This window comes from Dokdonella sp., from assembly GCF_017744955.1.
GTDB lineage: Bacteria > Pseudomonadota > Gammaproteobacteria > Xanthomonadales > Rhodanobacteraceae > Dokdonella_A.
Window position 1 is genome coordinate 148,436 of record NZ_JAGIAG010000008.1, and the last position, 15,991, is coordinate 164,426.

The following is a 15,991-nucleotide window of genomic DNA, read 5'->3' on the forward strand; positions in this document are numbered from 1 at the left end:
CGGAGAGCAACATGCCCTTTCTCGAACTCTCCCTGATGTTGCGCTCGTCGGATCAGGAACGCGTGGAACTCGCGCTGGAGGAAGTCGGCGCGCTCAGCGTGACCCTGCTCGACGCCGAGGCCGACACGCCGAACGAGCGCGCGATCCTCGAACCCGGCGTCGGCGAGACGCCGCTGTGGGGCGAGATCGTGCTGCAAGCGCTGTTCGATCCGGAGGCGGACCGCAGCGGTCTCGTACACGTGCTGACCGACCTGCTGCCGGATCTCGCGCCCGAGCGCATCGCGTTCCGAGAAGTCGCCGACCAGGACTGGACGCGCGTGTGGATGGACCAGTTCCAGCCGATGCGCTTCGGCCGGCGCCTGTGGATCTATCCGTGGAACGTGGAGCCGCCGTCGGACGATGCGGAGGCGGCGATCGTGCGGCTCGATCCGGGCCTCGCCTTCGGCACCGGCACGCATCCGACCACGGCGCTGTGCCTGGAATGGCTGGACGGCATCGATCTCGTCGGCAAGACGGTGATCGACTACGGCTGCGGCTCGGGCGTGCTCGCGATCGCCGCGCTCAAGCTCGGCGCGGGGCACGTCGCCGGCGTCGACAACGATCCGCAGGCGATCGAAGCCAGCCGCGACAATGCCGCGCGCAACGGCGTCGGCGACCGGCTCGATCTGTTCATGCCGGAGGACTTCCCCGGCGCCGCGGCCGAAGTGTTCGTCGCCAACATCCTCGCCGGCCCGCTGGCGGAACTCGCACCGCGTTTCGCCGCCTGCGTGGACACGGGCGGCGCGCTCGCGCTGTCGGGCATCCTGCAAGGCCAGGCGCAGGAACTGGTCGCGCGCTACGCGGAGTGGTTCGACGATCTCGTCGTGACGACGCGCGAGGACTGGGTGCGCATCACCGGCCGGCGCCGCTGACCTGCCGGTCCGCGCCCGACGCGGATCACGACCGCGATCGCCGCACCGCCGTACAATCGAGGCATGTACGCGCAGTGCCCCGAGTGTCTGACGATCTTCAAGCTCGGCATCGCCGAGCTCGCCGCGGCGCACGGCAAGGTGCGCTGCGGACACTGCGCGGCCGAGTTCGACGCGTTGCGCACGCTCGCCGAGCAGTTGCCGCCGGAGCCGATCGAATACCTCGACACGCATCCGGTCGAACCGGCGCCGCCGCAGCTGGATCTGCCGGTGTTCCGACCGAACCCGGCGCAGGGAATGCTGTTCATCAGCCAGGCCGAGCGCGCGCTCGCCGCCGAACGTTCGACCTTGCCGGCGTTCGCCGCCGCGCGGCGGCGCGAACGACGCACCGGCAACGCGCCGTGGCTCGCCGGCTGCGCGCTGCTCCTGCTCGTGCTCGGCGGCGAGATCGCCTGGGCCGAGCGCGTGCGCTGGATCGACGACGCGCGCGCGCGGCCGTGGCTCGACGCGCTCTGCGCGAAGCTCGACTGCCGTCTGCCGCTGCGCCGCGACGCGAACACTCTGAGCCTGCTCGCGCGCGACATCCGCCCGCATCCTTCGGTCGAAGGCGCCTTGATCGTTTCGGCCACCTTGCGCAACGACGCGGATTTCGCGCAACCCTATCCGACCGTCGGCATCACGCTCTCGGATCTCGACGAGAAGCGCATCGCGATGCGCCGCTTCGCGCCGCGCGAGTATCTCGGCGACACGCGCACGATCGAGCAAGGCCTCGCCGCCGGCGCCAGCACCGCGCTGGTGTTCGAGATCGCCGATCCGGGCCGCAACGCCGTCGCTTTCGAGTTCAAGTTCGAGTAACGACGCGGTCGAGCGGGCGTCTGCTCAGCGATCGCTTGAAGAAGCGCGCGCAACCGCCATCGCCGCAACGATCTCTTCGCGACACACGATCCGCAACACCGGATTTCACATTCGCAGGACTTACCAAGCCGCGTCGGCGGCGCTACTATCCCCTTCCGACGCGCGCGCCGTTTCGCCGTCGGCCCACTCAAGGAAGTCGGTTTCATCTGAAGGGGCCCTGTTCGCTGTGAACGCCGCAAGTCTTTCGCGCGCCGATGGCGCGCACGAACCCGCCTTGCAACCCGCGCTGCGCGACTGCGTTTCGCGCGCGGTACGTCGCTATCTTTCCGACGTCGAGTCCGAGCCGGGCGAAGGCTTGCACGCGCTGGTCATGTGCGAGGTCGAATCGCCGCTGCTGCGCGAAGTCATGACCTGGTACGGCGGCAACCAGAGCCGCGCCGCGGCGGCGCTCGGCATCAATCGCGCGACCCTGCGCAAGAAGCTGCAGCAGTACGGCCTCGCCGACTGAACGGCCCGCACGAGCGGCCCGGAAGCGCGAAGCCCGTCGCGACGCTACAATTCCGCTCTTTCCAGCGGCCTGCCCCACCCTCATGTTCGATGCGACCCTCGTTCCAGCGCGGCGCGCGCTGCTCAGCGTTTCCGACAAGACCGGACTGATCGATCTCGCGCGTGGCCTAGACGCGCTCGGCGTCGCCCTGCTGTCGACCGGAGGCACGGCGAAGACCCTGCGCGAGGCCGGCCTGCCGGTCACCGACGTCAGCACGCTGACCGGCTTTCCGGAAATCATGGACGGCCGCGTCAAGACGCTGCACCCGCGCGTGCACGGCGGCCTGCTCGGCCGGCGCGGCGTCGACGACGCGGTGATGGAGCAGCACGGCATCGAGCCGATCGATCTGCTGATCGTGAATCTGTATCCGTTCGAGCAGGTCACCGCGTCGCCGGATTGCACGCTGGCCGACGCGGTCGAGAACATCGACATCGGCGGTCCGGCGATGCTGCGCGCCGCGGCGAAGAACCACGAGCACGTCGCGGTCGCGGTCGATCCGGCCGACTACGCCGAGGTGCTCGAGGCGCTCGCGCACGGCGGCACCTCGCTGGTGCTGCGCCGCCGCCTCGCCGCCAAGACCTACGCGCACACGGCTCGCTACGACGGCCTGATCGCCAACTGGCTCGGCACCCGCGCCGACGCCGACAAGCCGGAAGCGTTCGCGCCGAACCTGCGCCTCGCCTTCGAGCGCAAGCAGACGCTGCGCTACGGCGAAAATCCGCATCAAGGCGCGGCGCTGTATGTCGAACGCCATCCGCCGCGCGGCACCGTCGCCGCGGCGCGCGTGCTGGCCGGCAAGGAACTCTCCTACAACAACATCGCCGACGCCGACGCCGCGCTCGAATGCGTCAAGGCGTTCCGCAAGACGCCGGCCTGCGTCATCGTCAAGCACGCCAATCCGTGCGGCGTCGCGCTCGGCGCGAACCTCGCCGAGGCCTACGAGCACGCCTACGCGACCGATCCGGTGTCCGCGTTCGGCGGCATCATCGCGTTCAACGGCCGTCTCGACGCAGCCACCGCGAAGACGATCGTCGCGCGCCAGTTCGTCGAGGTCGTCGTCGCGCCCGCGTTCGACGCCGACGCCATCGCGGCGATCGCGGCCAAGCCCAACGTGCGCGTGCTGGAAACCGGCGACTGGGACGAACTGCCGCCGCACGCGCAGGACTACAAGCGCATCGCCGGCGGCCTGCTGGTGCAGGACGCCGACCGCGACACGCTGCTGCTGTCCGACCTCAAGGTCGTCTCGAAGCGCACGCCGGACGCGACCGAGCTGCACGACCTGCTGTTCGCCTGGCACGTCGCGATGTACGTCAAGTCGAACGCGATCGTCTATGCGCGCGGCGGCCGCACGATCGGCATCGGCGCCGGCCAGATGAGCCGTGTGATCAGCGCGAAGATCGCTGCGCTGAAGGCGACCGAGGCCAAGCTCGAGGTTCCCGGCAGCGTGATGGCGTCCGATGCGTTCTTCCCGTTCCGCGACGGCATCGACGCCGCCGCCGCGGCCGGCATCCGCGCGGTGATCCAGCCCGGCGGCTCGATGCGCGACGCCGAAGTCGTCGCCGCGGCCGACGAGCACGGCATGGCGATGGTGTTCACGGGGGTGCGGCATTTCCGGCATTGACGCCGCTGCGCGGCGTCAACCCCAAAGTTCGCATAACAAACTTTGGCCCCCAGCCTTGCTCTTCCACACCCCCATTCGCGCCGTTGGCGCGAATCGCCCCCTGACTCAGGGGGCATTTCCGGCAGGAATCGCCCCATGAAAATTCTCGTCATCGGTTCCGGCGGCCGCGAGCACGCGCTGGCCTGGAAGCTGAAGCAGTCGCCGCGCGTCGGCGAAGTCATCGTCGCACCGGGCAATGCCGGCACCGCGCTCGAACCCGGCGTGCGCAACGCCGACGTCGCCGTCACCGACGTCGACGGCCTGCTCACGCTCGCGCTCGACGAGGATGTCGCGCTGACCGTGGTGGGCCCCGAGGCGGCGCTCGCCGCCGGCGTCGTCGACCGCTTCCGCCTCGCCGGCCTGCCCTGCTTCGGTCCGACGCGGATCGCCGCGCAACTGGAAAGCTCGAAGGCGTTCGCGAAGGACTTCCTCGCCCGCCATCGCATCCCGACCGCGCACTATGCGGTGTTCACCGATCTCGAGCTCGCCCTGGCGCACGTGCGCGCGAAGGGGGCGCCGATCGTGATCAAGGCCGACGGCCTCGCCGCCGGCAAGGGCGTGATCGTCGCGCTGACCCTCGCCGACGCCGAGCAGGCGCTGCGCGACATGCTGGGCGCGCACACCTTCGGCGACGCGTCCGCGCGTGTCGTGATCGAGGAATTCCTCGACGGCGAGGAAGCCAGCTACATCGTCATGAGCGACGGCACGCACGTGCTGCCGCTGGCGACCAGCCAGGACCACAAGCGCCGCGACGAGGGCGATCTCGGCCCGAACACCGGCGGCATGGGCGCCTACTCGCCGGCACCGGTGGTCACGCCGGACGTCGAGCGGCGCATCCTCGAGGAAATCGTGCTGCCGACCGTCGCCGGCATGGCCGCGGAAGGCGCGCCGTTCGTCGGCTTCCTCTACGTCGGCCTGATGATCGACGCGGGCGGCGCGCCGAAAGTGATCGAGTTCAACGCGCGCCTCGGCGATCCGGAGACGCAGCCGATCCTGCTGCGCCTGAAATCCGACCTGGTCGAACTGGCCGAAGCCGCGCTGGACGGATGTCTGGACGTAAAGACGGCCGAATGGGACGCGCGCCCGGCGCTCGGCGTGGTGGTCGCCGCAGCCGGCTATCCCGGCAAGGTACGCAGCGGCGACGCGATCGCGGGACTCGACGCGCCGCCGCCCGCCGACGCCAAGGTGTTCCACGCCGGCACGCGCCTGGACGAGGCCGGCCGCGTCGTCACCGCCGGCGGCCGCGTGCTGACGGTGTGTGCGCTCGGCGCGGACGTCGCCGCGGCGCGCGAGCGCGCCTACGCGCTGGCGCGCACGATCTCGTTCGACGGCGCGTTCTACCGCCGCGACATCGCCTACCGCGCGCTGCGGCGGGAATGAACCGCCGCGGCGCGCGCCGCGCGCCTCAGGGCTGCTTCGGCGCCGGCGCCGGAGCGGGCTTGGCGGCCGGCGGCGGGCCGCGATCGGGTTCCAGCCGCGCCGGCCGATAGATGTCGGCGTTCGCCGGCCACGGCCGCTCCGGCAGCTTCTTCGCCTGCAGCAGCTGCAAGGTTTCGCGATAACCGGCCAACTCGCTCTTGCCACCGCCGCGCAGCACCACGAACATCGCGCCCTGCTGCGTCGCTGCCGCTTCGTCCCACTTGCCGTTCGCCGCCAGCGCGAGCGCGTAGGCTTCGCCGACCTGCGGCGATTCGCTGCTCTTGTAGGCCTTGCCGGCGTAGTCCAGCGCCATGCGCTTCTCGTCGGCGCTCGCCGCCGGACAGGTGCTCGCCAGGCGCGCGAACAGTTGCAGCAGATAGCCGTCGTTGGCGTTCTTGGCCAGCGCGCCGTTGACGTCCTTCAATCCGGCGGCGCAGCGGCCGGCGGAGACCTCGGCGGCGACCAGGCGCGCCCAGCTTTCGCCGCTGGCGGGGCTCAGCTCGGCCCCCGCGCGGTACTGCGCGATCGCAGCGTCGTAGCGGCCGCTGCGCATCAGCAGGTTGCCGAGCGACACCCGCGCGCCGAGCAGCTTGGGATCGAGGCGGATCGCTTCCTCGTAGCCACGCTGCGCGCCCGCGTCGTCACCGGCCATCTCGCGCACGGCGCCCTGGCTGAAGTGCGCGACGGCGTTCTTGCCGTTCGCCGCGATCGCCGCCGCGATGCGAGATTCCGCCGCCGGGATGTTGCCGGAGATGGCCTCGACGCGCCCGTACAACGCCAGAATCTCCGCGTCGTTCGGCGCGAGCTTGAGCGCCTTGTCCAGGCTCGCGCGCGCCGCCGCGTACTGGCGTTGGCTGAGCTGCACCACCACGTCGTTCAGCGCCTGTGTCTTGGGATCGGCCGGCTTCGACGGCGCCTGCGCCTGCGCCTGCTGCGCGCCGCGGCCGAACAGTCCGCTGCCGAGCGGGTCGTACAGCGAAGGCGGATTGTTGCCCGCCTTCGCGCGCGCCTCCGCGGCGGCCTTCGCGTCGCCCGCGCCGGCGTAGGCGTCGGCCAGCTGCGCGTACAGCTTGTTCGCGTCCGGCGCCAGCTTCAGCGCGTGGTTGAACTGCTCGATCGCCTCGGGATAGCGCTTCTGCCGCAGCGCGATGTCGCCGAGCATCGCGTACGGAACGGCCTGGTCCTGCTTCTGCGCCGTGTACTCGGTCAGCATCTTGCGCGCGCCGTCGAGATCGCCGCTGGCGATCCGCTGGTTCGCCGCGGCGGTGCGGATCGGCAGGTAGTTCTGGTCGAGCGCGTAGGCGTTCTCGAACGAGGACTTCGCGCCGACCGGATTCTTGTCGCCGAGCGAGATGATGCCCTGCAGGTAGCGCCAGCGGCTGTCCTTGGGCGCCAGCAGCACGGCATCCTCGATCGCCACCGAGGCGGCCGCGTAGAGTTCGTTGCGCGAATAGACCGCGGCGAGCAGCGCATAGGCTTCGGCGAGCGGATCGCCGGCCAGGGTCGCGCGGACCTTGTCGAATTCCTCCCGCTCCTTGCGCAGCGTCTCCTGCTTCTGCGCCGGCAGCTTGGACAGGTCCGGCACCGGCACCGGCTTGAGCAGGGCTTCGGCGTGCAGCGTCGGCAGGGCCAGCGCGAGGCCGGCGGCGAGAACGAGTTTGGACAGCGACGGTAGGGGCATCGGCGGATACCGCGGCAACGCGGTCGGCAAGGAACGAGCCGCGCAGTTTACCTGCTCGTCGCGGCCGGCGCGGCGACCGGCGCCGGCAGGCAAAGTTCGGCCCCGCCGCGTCGCCAATTCATGCGACGTCCTGCTAGATTCGCCCGAATCCCCGGGAAGCGGCGCACCATGAGCGGCTCCAACCAGTTCGATCTGCTGCGCAAGCGCCGTTTCGCGCCGTTCTTCGCCACCCAGGCGCTCGGCGCGTTCAACGACAACGCCTTCCGCCAGGCGATGATCGTGCTGATCGGCTTCCACCTCGGCCTGTCGGTGGAGAAGGCCGGCACCTACGCGATGATCGCGCCGGCGATCTTCATCCTGCCGTTCTTCCTGTTCTCCGCCAGTGCCGGCCAGATCGCCGAGAAGTTCGAGAAGACACGCCTGATCCGCTACATCAAGCTGTTCGAGATCGGTGCGATGCTGCTGGCGGTATACGCGTTCCACGCGCACCAGGTCTGGCTGCTGTTCGTCGTGCTGTTCCTGATGGGGCTGCATTCGACCGCGTTCGGGCCGATCAAGTACGCGATCCTGCCGCAGGCGCTCGAACCCCAAGAGCTGATCGGAGGCAACGGCCTGGTCGAGATGGGTACCTCGATCGCCGTGCTGCTCGGCATGATGGCCGGCGGCGCGCTGATGGCGCTCGGCGACTTCGGCACCACCGCCGCTTCGGTCCTGGTGGTCGCGATCGCGGTGGCCGGCTATCTCACCAGCCGCGCGATCCCGCCGGCGCCGGCGACCGCGCCGGACTTGAAGTTCAACTACAACGCGGCCGGCGAGACCGTGCGCGCGATGCGCTACATCGGCGCGAACCGCACGATCTTCAATTCGGTGCTCGGCATCTCCTGGTTCTGGTTCTTCGGCACCGTGTTCACCTCGCAGCTGCCGGCCTACACGCAGGTCTTCCTCGGCGGCGGCGAGAGCGTGCTGAACCTGACGCTGGCGCTGTTCTCGATCGGCGTCGGCGTCGGCTCGCTGCTGTGCGAGCGGCTGTCCGGCCACAAGGTCGAGATCGGCCTGGTGCCGTTCGGCTCGATCGGCATGACCTTGTTCGCGCTCGATCTGTATTTCGCGCGACCATCCCCGTCCGACGTACACGGGCTCGGCCTCGGCGCCTTCATGCTCGCGCCGGGGCACTGGCGCATCGTGCTCGACCTGGTGCTGATCGGCGTGTTCGCCGGCCTGTTCATCGTGCCGCTGTTCGCGCTGGTGCAGAGCCGCAGCGAGCGCAGCGAACTGTCGCGCGTGATCGCCGGCAACAACATCTTGAACGCGCTGTTCATGGTGCTCGCGGCGGGCCTCGGCCTCGGCCTCACCGCGCTCGGCTTCACTATCCCGCAGATCTTCCTGACCGTCGCGCTGCTCAACGCGGCCGTCGCGATCTACATCTACGCGCTGGTACCGGAATTCCTGATGCGGTTCCTGTCGTGGGTGCTGGTCAACACGCTCTACCGCATCAAGGTCGAGGGCCTCGACCGGGTGCCCGACGCGGGTCCGGCGCTGCTGGTGTGCAACCACGTCAGCTACATGGACGCGCTGATCGTCGGCGGCATCGTGCGGCGGCCGGTGCGCTTCGTGATGTACTACAAGATCTTCAACGTGCCGCTGCTGAATTTCATCTTCCGCACCGCGAAGGCGATTCCGATCGCCGGCGCGAAAGAGGACGCGGCATTGCTCGAACGCGCCTTCGACGAGATCGACCGCGCGCTGGCCGAGGGCGAGCTGGTGTGCGTGTTCCCCGAAGGCGGGATCACGCGGGACGGCGAGATCGCGCCGTTCCGCGGCGGCGTCGACAAGATCCTGGCGCGGCGCCCGGTGCCGGTGGTGCCGATCGCGCTGCGCGGCCTGTGGGGCTCGGTGTTCAGCCGGCGCGATTCCGCGCTCGGCCGCGCGCGGCTGCCGCGCCGGTTCTGGTCGCGCATCGCGGTCGCGTTCGGCGCGCCGCTGCCGGCCGCCGACGCCGACGCGGCCACGCTCGAGCAACGGGTACGCGAGCTGCGCGGAACCTGGGCGTGAGCCGACGTCTGCTGCTGCTCAGCGTTTCCGCCGGCGCCGGTCACGTGCGTGCGGCCGAGGCGCTGCGCGTCGCCGCCGAGACGCAGTTCGACGCGCAGGCCCTGCACCTGGACGTGATGGACTACGTGCCGACCGCATTCCGCACGCTCTACACGGACCTGTATCTGAAACTGGTCGAGCACAGCCCCACGGCGTGGTCGATGCTGTACCGGATCATGGATCGCACGCCGCCGAGCGCGCCGCTGGCGCGCCTGCGCCGTGCGATCGAACGCCTGAACTCGCGCGCACTGCGCCAGGCGATCGCCGAATTCGCGCCGGACGCGGTCGTCTGCACGCATTTCCTGCCCGCCGAGCTGCTGCTGCGCGAACGCCGTCGAGGCCGTCTGGCCGCGCCGGTCTTCGTCGTCGTCACCGATTTCGACTTGCACGGCCTGTGGGCGGTGCCGGAGATGGCGGGCTACTTCGCCGCCAGCGACGAGGTCGCGTTTCGCATGCGGGCGCGCGGCCTCGCCGCGGCGCGCGTCCACGTCAGCGGCATTCCGATCATGCCGGCCTTCGCGCAGCCGCCCGACCGCGCCGCCTGCGCGGCCGAGTTCGGTCTGGACGCGTCCCGGCGCGCGATCCTGCTGATGGGCGGCGGCGCCGGGCTCGGCGGCCTCGACGAGGTCGCCGGGCGCCTGCTCGCGCTCGACGCCGACTTCCAGCTGGTCGCCCTGGCCGGACGCAACGCGAAGATGCTCGAGCGCCTGCGCGCGCTGGCCGCCGCGAACCCGCAGCGCCTCGTCGCCCAGGGATTCACCGATCGCGTCGAGCGCCTGATGACGGCTTGCGATCTGGTCATCACCAAGCCCGGCGGCCTGACGACCTCCGAGTGCCTGGCGCTCGGCCGCCCGATGATCGTGCACGCGCCGATTCCGGGCCAGGAAGAGCGCAATTGCGACTACCTGCTCGAACAGGGCGCCGCCTTGAAGGCGGTCGACGCGACCGCTCTGGACTATCGCGTGCGCGAACTGCTGGCCGAGCCGGAACGGCTCGCCGCGCTGGCGCAGCGCGCGCGGGCGCTCGGCCGTCCGCTGGCGGCGCGCGACGTGCTCGAAAGCGTGCTGCGGGAATCCGCTTGAAACACGCCCGCCGCGCGGCGGGCATCGAGGCGACGACGGCAACGCGGACGCCCCGGTGGCGGATGAAACCGAGCGTGCCTCGAACGGGTCAGCCCGCCCAACCGGCGAGCACGCAGAGCGCGATCAGCGCGACCCAGACGTAGAGGATCCGGCGCAGCACCGTGCGCGCATCGGCGAGTTCGACCATCGGATCGTCCACGTCGGTCGCGTAGCCGTCGCCGGCGATCACGTCGGCGTCGATGCCGGCGCGCGCGAGGGCGCCGAGGAAGCCGAGGTCGAGCGTGAAATACCCCTGGCCGTGCGCGGCGTGGTAGTCGCGCCAAGTCTTGATCACGGCGTCGAATTCCGTCGCCAGGGCCAGCGTCAGCGCGACCAGGTGCGACGGCGCCCAGTCGAGGATCAGCGCGGCACGCTCGAACAGCGCGCGCCGCTCGGCGTCGATCTCGGCGGTGAACGCCGGATGCCGCGCGAGCAATTGCACGACGCGATAGGCGAGCGCGCCGGCGGGACCGAGGATCACGAACCAGAACAGCACGCCGAACCAGCGCGACAGCCCCGAGGCGAACACTGCCTCGACCAGCGGCGTGGATTGCAGCGGCAGAGGCTCGGCGCTCGGTACCGGGCGCAGGCCCTGCGCGGCGGCGTGGCGGCGGTCGCTGTCGGGCGCCTTCAGCACCGCTTCGATATCGGCGTCGAGATCGCGCGGACCCCAGCTGTAGAACAGCACGAACACGCCGAAGGCGAGCGCGGGCAGGCCGAACAGCACCTGGGCGAGCGCGGTTTGGATCAGCGCGCACACCACGAGCACGATCAGCGGCAGCAGCCACGGCGTCGGCGTGCCGTTCGCGCCGCTCCACTGCGCGAGCCAGCGCTTGAGCCAGGAGAAGTCGCGCAGGCGCGCCAGATCGGGCAAGGCGTGCGCCGCCGCAAGAACCAGCACGATCGCCAGCAGAGTTTGTGCCATGAGCCTTCCCGGTTGCGCGCCGTCGCCGCGGTGCGGCGCTCGTCTTCATTCTAGCGGAGCGCGCGCGCGGCGCGGCGCGCTCAGGCGCGCGGTTTGACCCAGGGTTCGTCGGTCAGCAGGTCGGTGAGTTCGAGCCCGCTGCGCGCGCGCAGCCAGTCGGCGATCAGCTCGTGCGAGACCGACACGCGCGGCGGCAGCACCAGACGGCGCTCGGCCAGGCCGCGCACGAGATCGTCGATGTCGAACCAGCGCGCGTCGCTGAGTTCGGCGCCGAGCCGGATCGTCGGGTCGATCGCCTCGGCGCTGAAGCCGAGCATCAGCGAGGAAGGAAACGGCCACGGCTGCGAGGAATGGTAGGTGCAGGCACCCACGCGCACGCCGGACTCCTCGAAGACCTCGCGGCGCACGGCGTCCTCGAGCGACTCGCCCGGCTCGACGAAACCGGCGAGGGTCGAATAGCGATGTTCCGGCCACGTCGCCTGCCGGCCGAGCAGGCAGCGATCGCCGAAGCCGACGATGACGATCATCGCCGGATCGACGCGCGGAAAATGCTCGATCGCGCAAGCCTCGTTCGTGCACAGCGCGCGATGGCCGAGCGCGGTCAGCCGCAGCGGCGCCGCGCAGCTCGAGCAATAGCGCGTGCGCGCGTGCCAGTACGCGTAGGCGCGCGCGTAGGCGAACAGGCCGGCGTCGAACGCGGGCAGGCGCATGCCGGCGCCGCGCAGGTCGATGAATTTCGCGCCGAGCTCGGCGGCGACGCGTTCGGCACGGTCGACGTCGACGCGCAGCGACAGCAGCGGGCCGCCGACGTCGGCGCCGAGATAGGTCGGCACCACATCGGGCGCCAGCGCGCGCTGCTCGTGCGCATCGAGCAGGCGCAGGCCGCCTTGCGCGGGGATGTACAGCGTGCGGCCGTCGTCGGCGACCAGGATGAAACGTGCACGCGCGTCGGCGAGCTGCGCCGCGCCCCAGTCGGCGTCGTCGCGAGACTCGGCGTTGCGTTCCAGCGGGTGGCCGGCGAAGACGTTGACGCGGGCGCTCACGGGGCGCTCAGACGGTGAAGGACGAACCGCAGCCGCAGGTCGTCTTCGCGTTCGGATTGCGGATCACGAATTGCGCGCCGGTCAGCGACTCGGAATAGTCGATCTCGGCACCGGCCAGGTATTGCAGGCTGAGCGGGTCGACCAGCAGGGTCACGCCGTCGCGGTCGACCGCGAAATCGTCCTCGGCGCGCGCCTCGTCGAAGGTGAAGCCGTACTGGAAACCCGAACAGCCGCCGCCGCTGATGTACACGCGCAGCTTCAGTTCCGGGTTACCTTCCTCGGCGATCAGCTCGCGCACCTTGCCGGCGGCCGCCTGCGTGAACACGAGCGGCGCCGCTTCGGCGTCGAGGTAGCTGGGGGTGGTGGTCTGGTTCATTTCGGCGAATGCGCGCGGGTGCGGCAAAGATCGCGCCGCGGCGCGCGCATTTCAAGCCTCGGCGACCGCACCGGTCAGTTCCGGCGCCGGCAGGCGGCGCGGCGGCTCGCTCTGGTACAGCATCTGGCCGTTGATCTGCGCGCCGGCCGCCATTTCGAGCAGCTTGTAGTGCACGTTGCCTTCGATGCGCGCGTTGCCGGCGATCTCCAGGCGCTCGCCGACGAAGATGTCGCCCTTCACGGTGCCGTTGATGACCGCGTTGGCGACGCGAACTTCGCCGTTGATGCGGCCCTTCTCGCTCAGGGTCAGCACCGAATCGCCGCCCTCGGCGGAGACCGCGCCGTCGATCACGCCTTCCAGATGCAGCCCGCCGCCGAAATGCACGTCGCCGCGAATCGTGGTGCCTTCCGCGATCAGCGTGCTGATCGCGGCAATGGCGTGCTTGCCGTTGCCCTTGTTGCTACTGCCGAACATCTTCTTTCCCCTCCGCCTCGCCATTGACGGCGTCCTTCCACGCGAATTCTTGCTCGACGCGACCGCCGTCGCCGTCGGCCCGCAACTTGACTCGATTGGGTGCGAAGCCGGGCGGGAGCATGATGGTACCGTTCACCTGCTGGAAATACTTGAAGCCGTACTCGATTCCGGCATTCTCGCGGCCCTGGTTCAATTCGCCCCAGTCGAGCGAGGCGAGCTTGCCATCCTTCACCCCCTCGATGACGAGCGTGAGGCGGCCCTTGATCTGCTGGCCGCGCTTGAAGTTCTGCGTCAGCGTCGCGCTGAAATTCCAGGCGCCGCTGTCACCGACCTGCTTCAACGCGAGCGCGTGCACGGCGAGGCCCTCGCGCTTGGCGCCGCCGACGAGACGGCCGTAGAAAGCGAGATCGGCGCGCAGCCCGTCGATCTCCTCGTCGCGCTCGCGCAGGGTCTGCTGCACGTCGGTCACCGCGGCCTGCGCGACCTGCTCGGAGCGCTCGAGCACCGCGATCTGCTTCTTCAATTCCTCGTTCTGCGTCTCCGCGGCGGCGAGTAGCGCGCGGCTGTTGTCCTTGCGCACGCCGCTGGCGAGGCCCGAGACCAGGGCGGCAACGATCAGCATCGAGCCGAGCCAAGCGACGCCGAGCAGCAGCCATTCGCGGCGCTGGCGGTTCGGATCGTGCTTGCGCACGACGAAGGGCGGAATGACGCGTGGCATCGCCTCAGGAATCGCGCGGACGAGGCCGAGGCTTATAGTCGCGCCCGCGAGGTCCGGTCAAGTTGCGGCGGCGCGCGTCGCTATACTCCTCGCCCTGCAGAGGAGCCGTCCATGTTGTGGTTGAAGGCGTTCCACGTGATCTTCGTCGTGACCTGGTTCGCAGGCCTGTTCTACCTGCCGCGCCTGTTCGTGTACCACGCGGAAGCGCACGAACCGATCGTGCGCGAGCGCCTGAAGACCATGCAGCGGCGCCTGCTGATGATCACCCACGTCGGCGGCGCGCTCGCCTTGCTGTTCGGCGCGCTCACGCTCGGCTGGTTCGCGCACGCGAGCGCAGCCTACCTGCAGCAGGGCTGGCTGCACGCCAAGCTGGCCCTGGTCGTGCTGCTGATCGGCTATCACGCGATGCTGGTCAAGCTGGTGCGCGAGTTCGCGCGCGACCAGGTCCGCCATTCCAGTCGCTGGCTGCGCCTGTTCAACGAAGTGCCGGCGCTGCTGCTGATCGCGATCGTGCTGCTGGTGGTGGTCAAGCCGTTCTGAAACCAATGTGCCGGAGCGTGCGCAGAGTTCACGATTTATCCGAACCCGCGCTGGTACATTCCTCGCCGATCGCACGAGGAAGCCAATGGCCGGGCGCGAGGTCGAGCGGCACAGTCCGCCAGCGTTGCTGCAGTCGCAGCTGCCGTGTCGGCTCGCGCGCCTGCGCCGGCGCGCGCAGCGCCTGCAGGACGGTTGGGACGTCAACACGCTGAGCCTGCTCGGCGAAGACGCGGGATTTCTCGCCGCCGCCCTGCGCGAATGCGGACCCGACGATCTCGTCGACGCGCTGGCGGAACTGGACGCCGCGATCGCCCCCCTGCTCGATCCGCCGCGGCCGCCGGACCAGGCGGGCATGGCGCGGATCGCCGCGCGCATCGAAGCGCTGCCCCAGCTCGACGCTCGCGCGCGGACCGACGTGGACACCGCCTCCGACAACGACCTGCTCACCGACGAGAACGGCTTCCTGCCGCTGGTCACGCCGCCGCCGGACTACTGGCAGCGTTTCGCGAAGGCGCCCGAGGCGCCGGTCGAACCGGTCGCCGCGCCTGTGCAGGCGCCGTCGATCGTCGTCGCCGGTGAGGCGACGCTGGACGCCCTGATCGCGGCCGTCGACGCCTACGTCGATCCGCGTGCCGGCGAGCAGGTCGTCGAGGCGGACGCCGCGCCGCCTCGGAATCTCGTTCCCGATTTTTCCGAGCATTTCTCCCCGGTGCCCGAGGAGTCCCTCGCTCCCGAACTCCGCGCCGTAACCGAACCGCCCGGCGACGATCTCGCCGAGCGCCTGCGCATCGCGCTCGACCGCAATGCCGCGGAACTCGCGTTCCAGGCCATCGTGCCGCTGCACGGCGAGGCGCGCGAACAGTTCCAGGTGCTGCTGCGTCTGCGCGACGGCGACGGCCGGGTGCACACCGCGGCGGAGCTGATTCCGGTCGCCGAGCGCGCCGGACTGCTCGGCGCGGTCGATCGCTGGGTGCTCGAGCGCAGCATCGCGTTGGCCGCGCAAAGCGCGCAGGCGCGGCGCGCGCTGCGCCTGTTCGTCAGCCAGACGCTGACGAGCGCGCGCAACGCCTGGGCGGCGACGCGGATCGAGCGCCTGCTCGGCGAATACAAGATCGCGGCGCCGGCAATCTGGCTGGAGCTGCGCGCGGACGAAGCGGACAGCGCCACCGCCGACGTCGTCCGCTACGCGAACGCGGTGCGCCGCCTCGGCTGCGGCTTCGTGCTGTCCGGCTTCGAGGCCGGCGAGCGCAGCGAACGCCTGCTCGACGTGCTGCCGGTCGACGCGGTCCGGCTATCGCCGCGGCACCTGCAGCTCTCCGACGCGGCGGAACGCGAGGAACTGCGCGAACTGGTCGAGCGGCTGCACGAACGCGGCCGGCGCGTGATCGCGCCGCGCGTCGAGGACGCGCGCGCCGCTTCGGCTCTGTGGGCCGCCGGAGTCGACTACGTGCAAGGCAACTTCGTGCAGCCGGCCGACAGCGATTTCGGATTCGACTTCCGCGGCTCGACGGCGTGAGGCCGGTCGTTGGCCGAGAAACGGGCGGCTGGACGTTCCACGCGCAGCGGCGGCTGGACTCGTCAAGGGCGAGCGTGGCCGCCCTCGCGTCCCGGCGTCCGAGCCAGTCGCTGGATC

General features: G+C 70.3%; 15 protein-coding genes. 9 read left to right on the forward strand and 6 right to left on the reverse strand.

Annotated elements, in window-relative coordinates:
* Positions 1–11 precede the first annotated feature (11 nt).
* From prmA to purD, 5 genes are all read left to right on the forward strand, one after another.
* Positions 12–911: a 50S ribosomal protein L11 methyltransferase gene (gene prmA, locus J7520_RS15715; protein WP_291190135.1), complete on the forward strand. Its 900-nt coding sequence runs from the start codon at positions 12–14 to the stop codon at positions 909–911.
* Between the two features lie 63 nt (positions 912–974).
* On the forward strand, positions 975–1,763 hold the full coding sequence (locus J7520_RS15720) for a zinc-ribbon and DUF3426 domain-containing protein (protein ID WP_291190138.1): 789 nt from the start codon (positions 975–977) through the stop codon (positions 1,761–1,763).
* 274 nt (positions 1,764–2,037) lie between these two features.
* Positions 2,038–2,271 carry a helix-turn-helix domain-containing protein gene (locus J7520_RS15725; RefSeq protein WP_291190142.1) on the forward strand — a complete coding sequence of 78 codons (234 nt, stop codon included), beginning with the start codon at positions 2,038–2,040 and terminating at the stop codon, positions 2,269–2,271.
* Positions 2,272–2,353: 82 nt separating this feature from the next.
* A complete protein-coding gene (purH, locus tag J7520_RS15730) occupies positions 2,354–3,931 on the forward strand; it encodes a bifunctional phosphoribosylaminoimidazolecarboxamide formyltransferase/IMP cyclohydrolase (RefSeq protein ID WP_291190145.1) in 1,578 nt (525 codons plus the stop codon).
* 135 nt (positions 3,932–4,066) lie between these two features.
* Entirely contained in the window at positions 4,067–5,350 is a 1,284-nt protein-coding gene (purD, locus tag J7520_RS15735) for a phosphoribosylamine--glycine ligase (protein WP_291190148.1), read from the forward strand.
* Between the two features lie 25 nt (positions 5,351–5,375).
* Here the strand turns inward: purD and J7520_RS15740 are convergent, their stop codons facing one another.
* Complete coding sequence (locus J7520_RS15740) at positions 5,376–7,070, reverse strand: tetratricopeptide repeat protein (RefSeq protein ID WP_291190151.1); 1,695 nt, start codon at positions 7,068–7,070, stop codon at positions 5,376–5,378.
* Positions 7,071–7,238: 168 nt separating this feature from the next.
* Here J7520_RS15740 and J7520_RS15745 point away from each other — a divergent pair, with 168 nt between their 5' ends.
* Both J7520_RS15745 and J7520_RS15750 read left to right on the forward strand, forming a co-directional pair.
* On the forward strand, positions 7,239–9,122 hold the full coding sequence (locus tag J7520_RS15745) for an MFS transporter (protein ID WP_291190154.1): 1,884 nt from the start codon (positions 7,239–7,241) through the stop codon (positions 9,120–9,122).
* Entirely contained in the window at positions 9,119–10,243 is a 1,125-nt protein-coding gene (locus J7520_RS15750; protein ID WP_291190157.1) for a glycosyltransferase, read from the forward strand. The genes J7520_RS15745 and J7520_RS15750 overlap by 4 nt, the downstream gene beginning before the upstream one ends.
* 88 nt (positions 10,244–10,331) lie before the next feature.
* Here J7520_RS15750 and J7520_RS15755 read toward each other — a convergent pair whose 3' ends face one another.
* The 5 genes from J7520_RS15755 to J7520_RS15775 form a co-directional block, all read right to left on the reverse strand.
* Entirely contained in the window at positions 10,332–11,207 is an 876-nt protein-coding gene (locus J7520_RS15755; RefSeq protein WP_291190160.1) for a beta-lactamase induction protein, read from the reverse strand.
* An 80-nt stretch (positions 11,208–11,287) separates the two neighbouring features.
* The gene (nudC, locus tag J7520_RS15760; protein ID WP_291190163.1) at positions 11,288–12,250 is read right to left on the reverse strand and encodes an NAD(+) diphosphatase; all 963 of its coding nucleotides are present in this window, start codon (positions 12,248–12,250) and stop codon (positions 11,288–11,290) included.
* Between the two features lie 7 nt (positions 12,251–12,257).
* The gene (gene erpA / locus J7520_RS15765; protein WP_291190166.1) at positions 12,258–12,626 is read right to left on the reverse strand and encodes an iron-sulfur cluster insertion protein ErpA; all 369 of its coding nucleotides are present in this window, start codon (positions 12,624–12,626) and stop codon (positions 12,258–12,260) included.
* A gap of 51 nt (positions 12,627–12,677) precedes the next feature.
* Positions 12,678–13,100 (reverse strand): polymer-forming cytoskeletal protein, encoded by a 423-nt coding sequence (locus tag J7520_RS15770; RefSeq protein WP_291190169.1) that lies wholly within the window; start codon positions 13,098–13,100, stop codon positions 12,678–12,680.
* On the reverse strand, positions 13,087–13,818 hold the full coding sequence (locus J7520_RS15775) for a DUF6776 family protein (protein ID WP_291190172.1): 732 nt from the start codon (positions 13,816–13,818) through the stop codon (positions 13,087–13,089). The genes J7520_RS15770 and J7520_RS15775 overlap by 14 nt, the downstream gene beginning before the upstream one ends.
* 111 nt (positions 13,819–13,929) lie before the next feature.
* Here J7520_RS15775 and J7520_RS15780 point away from each other — a divergent pair, with 111 nt between their 5' ends.
* Together J7520_RS15780 and J7520_RS15785 are read left to right on the forward strand one after the other, a co-directional pair.
* Entirely contained in the window at positions 13,930–14,358 is a 429-nt protein-coding gene (locus J7520_RS15780; RefSeq protein WP_291190175.1) for a CopD family protein, read from the forward strand.
* An 85-nt stretch (positions 14,359–14,443) separates the two neighbouring features.
* Positions 14,444–15,874, forward strand: coding sequence for an EAL domain-containing protein (locus J7520_RS15785; protein WP_291190177.1), 1,431 nt, complete (start codon positions 14,444–14,446; stop codon positions 15,872–15,874).
* Positions 15,875–15,991: the final 117 nt, after the last annotated feature.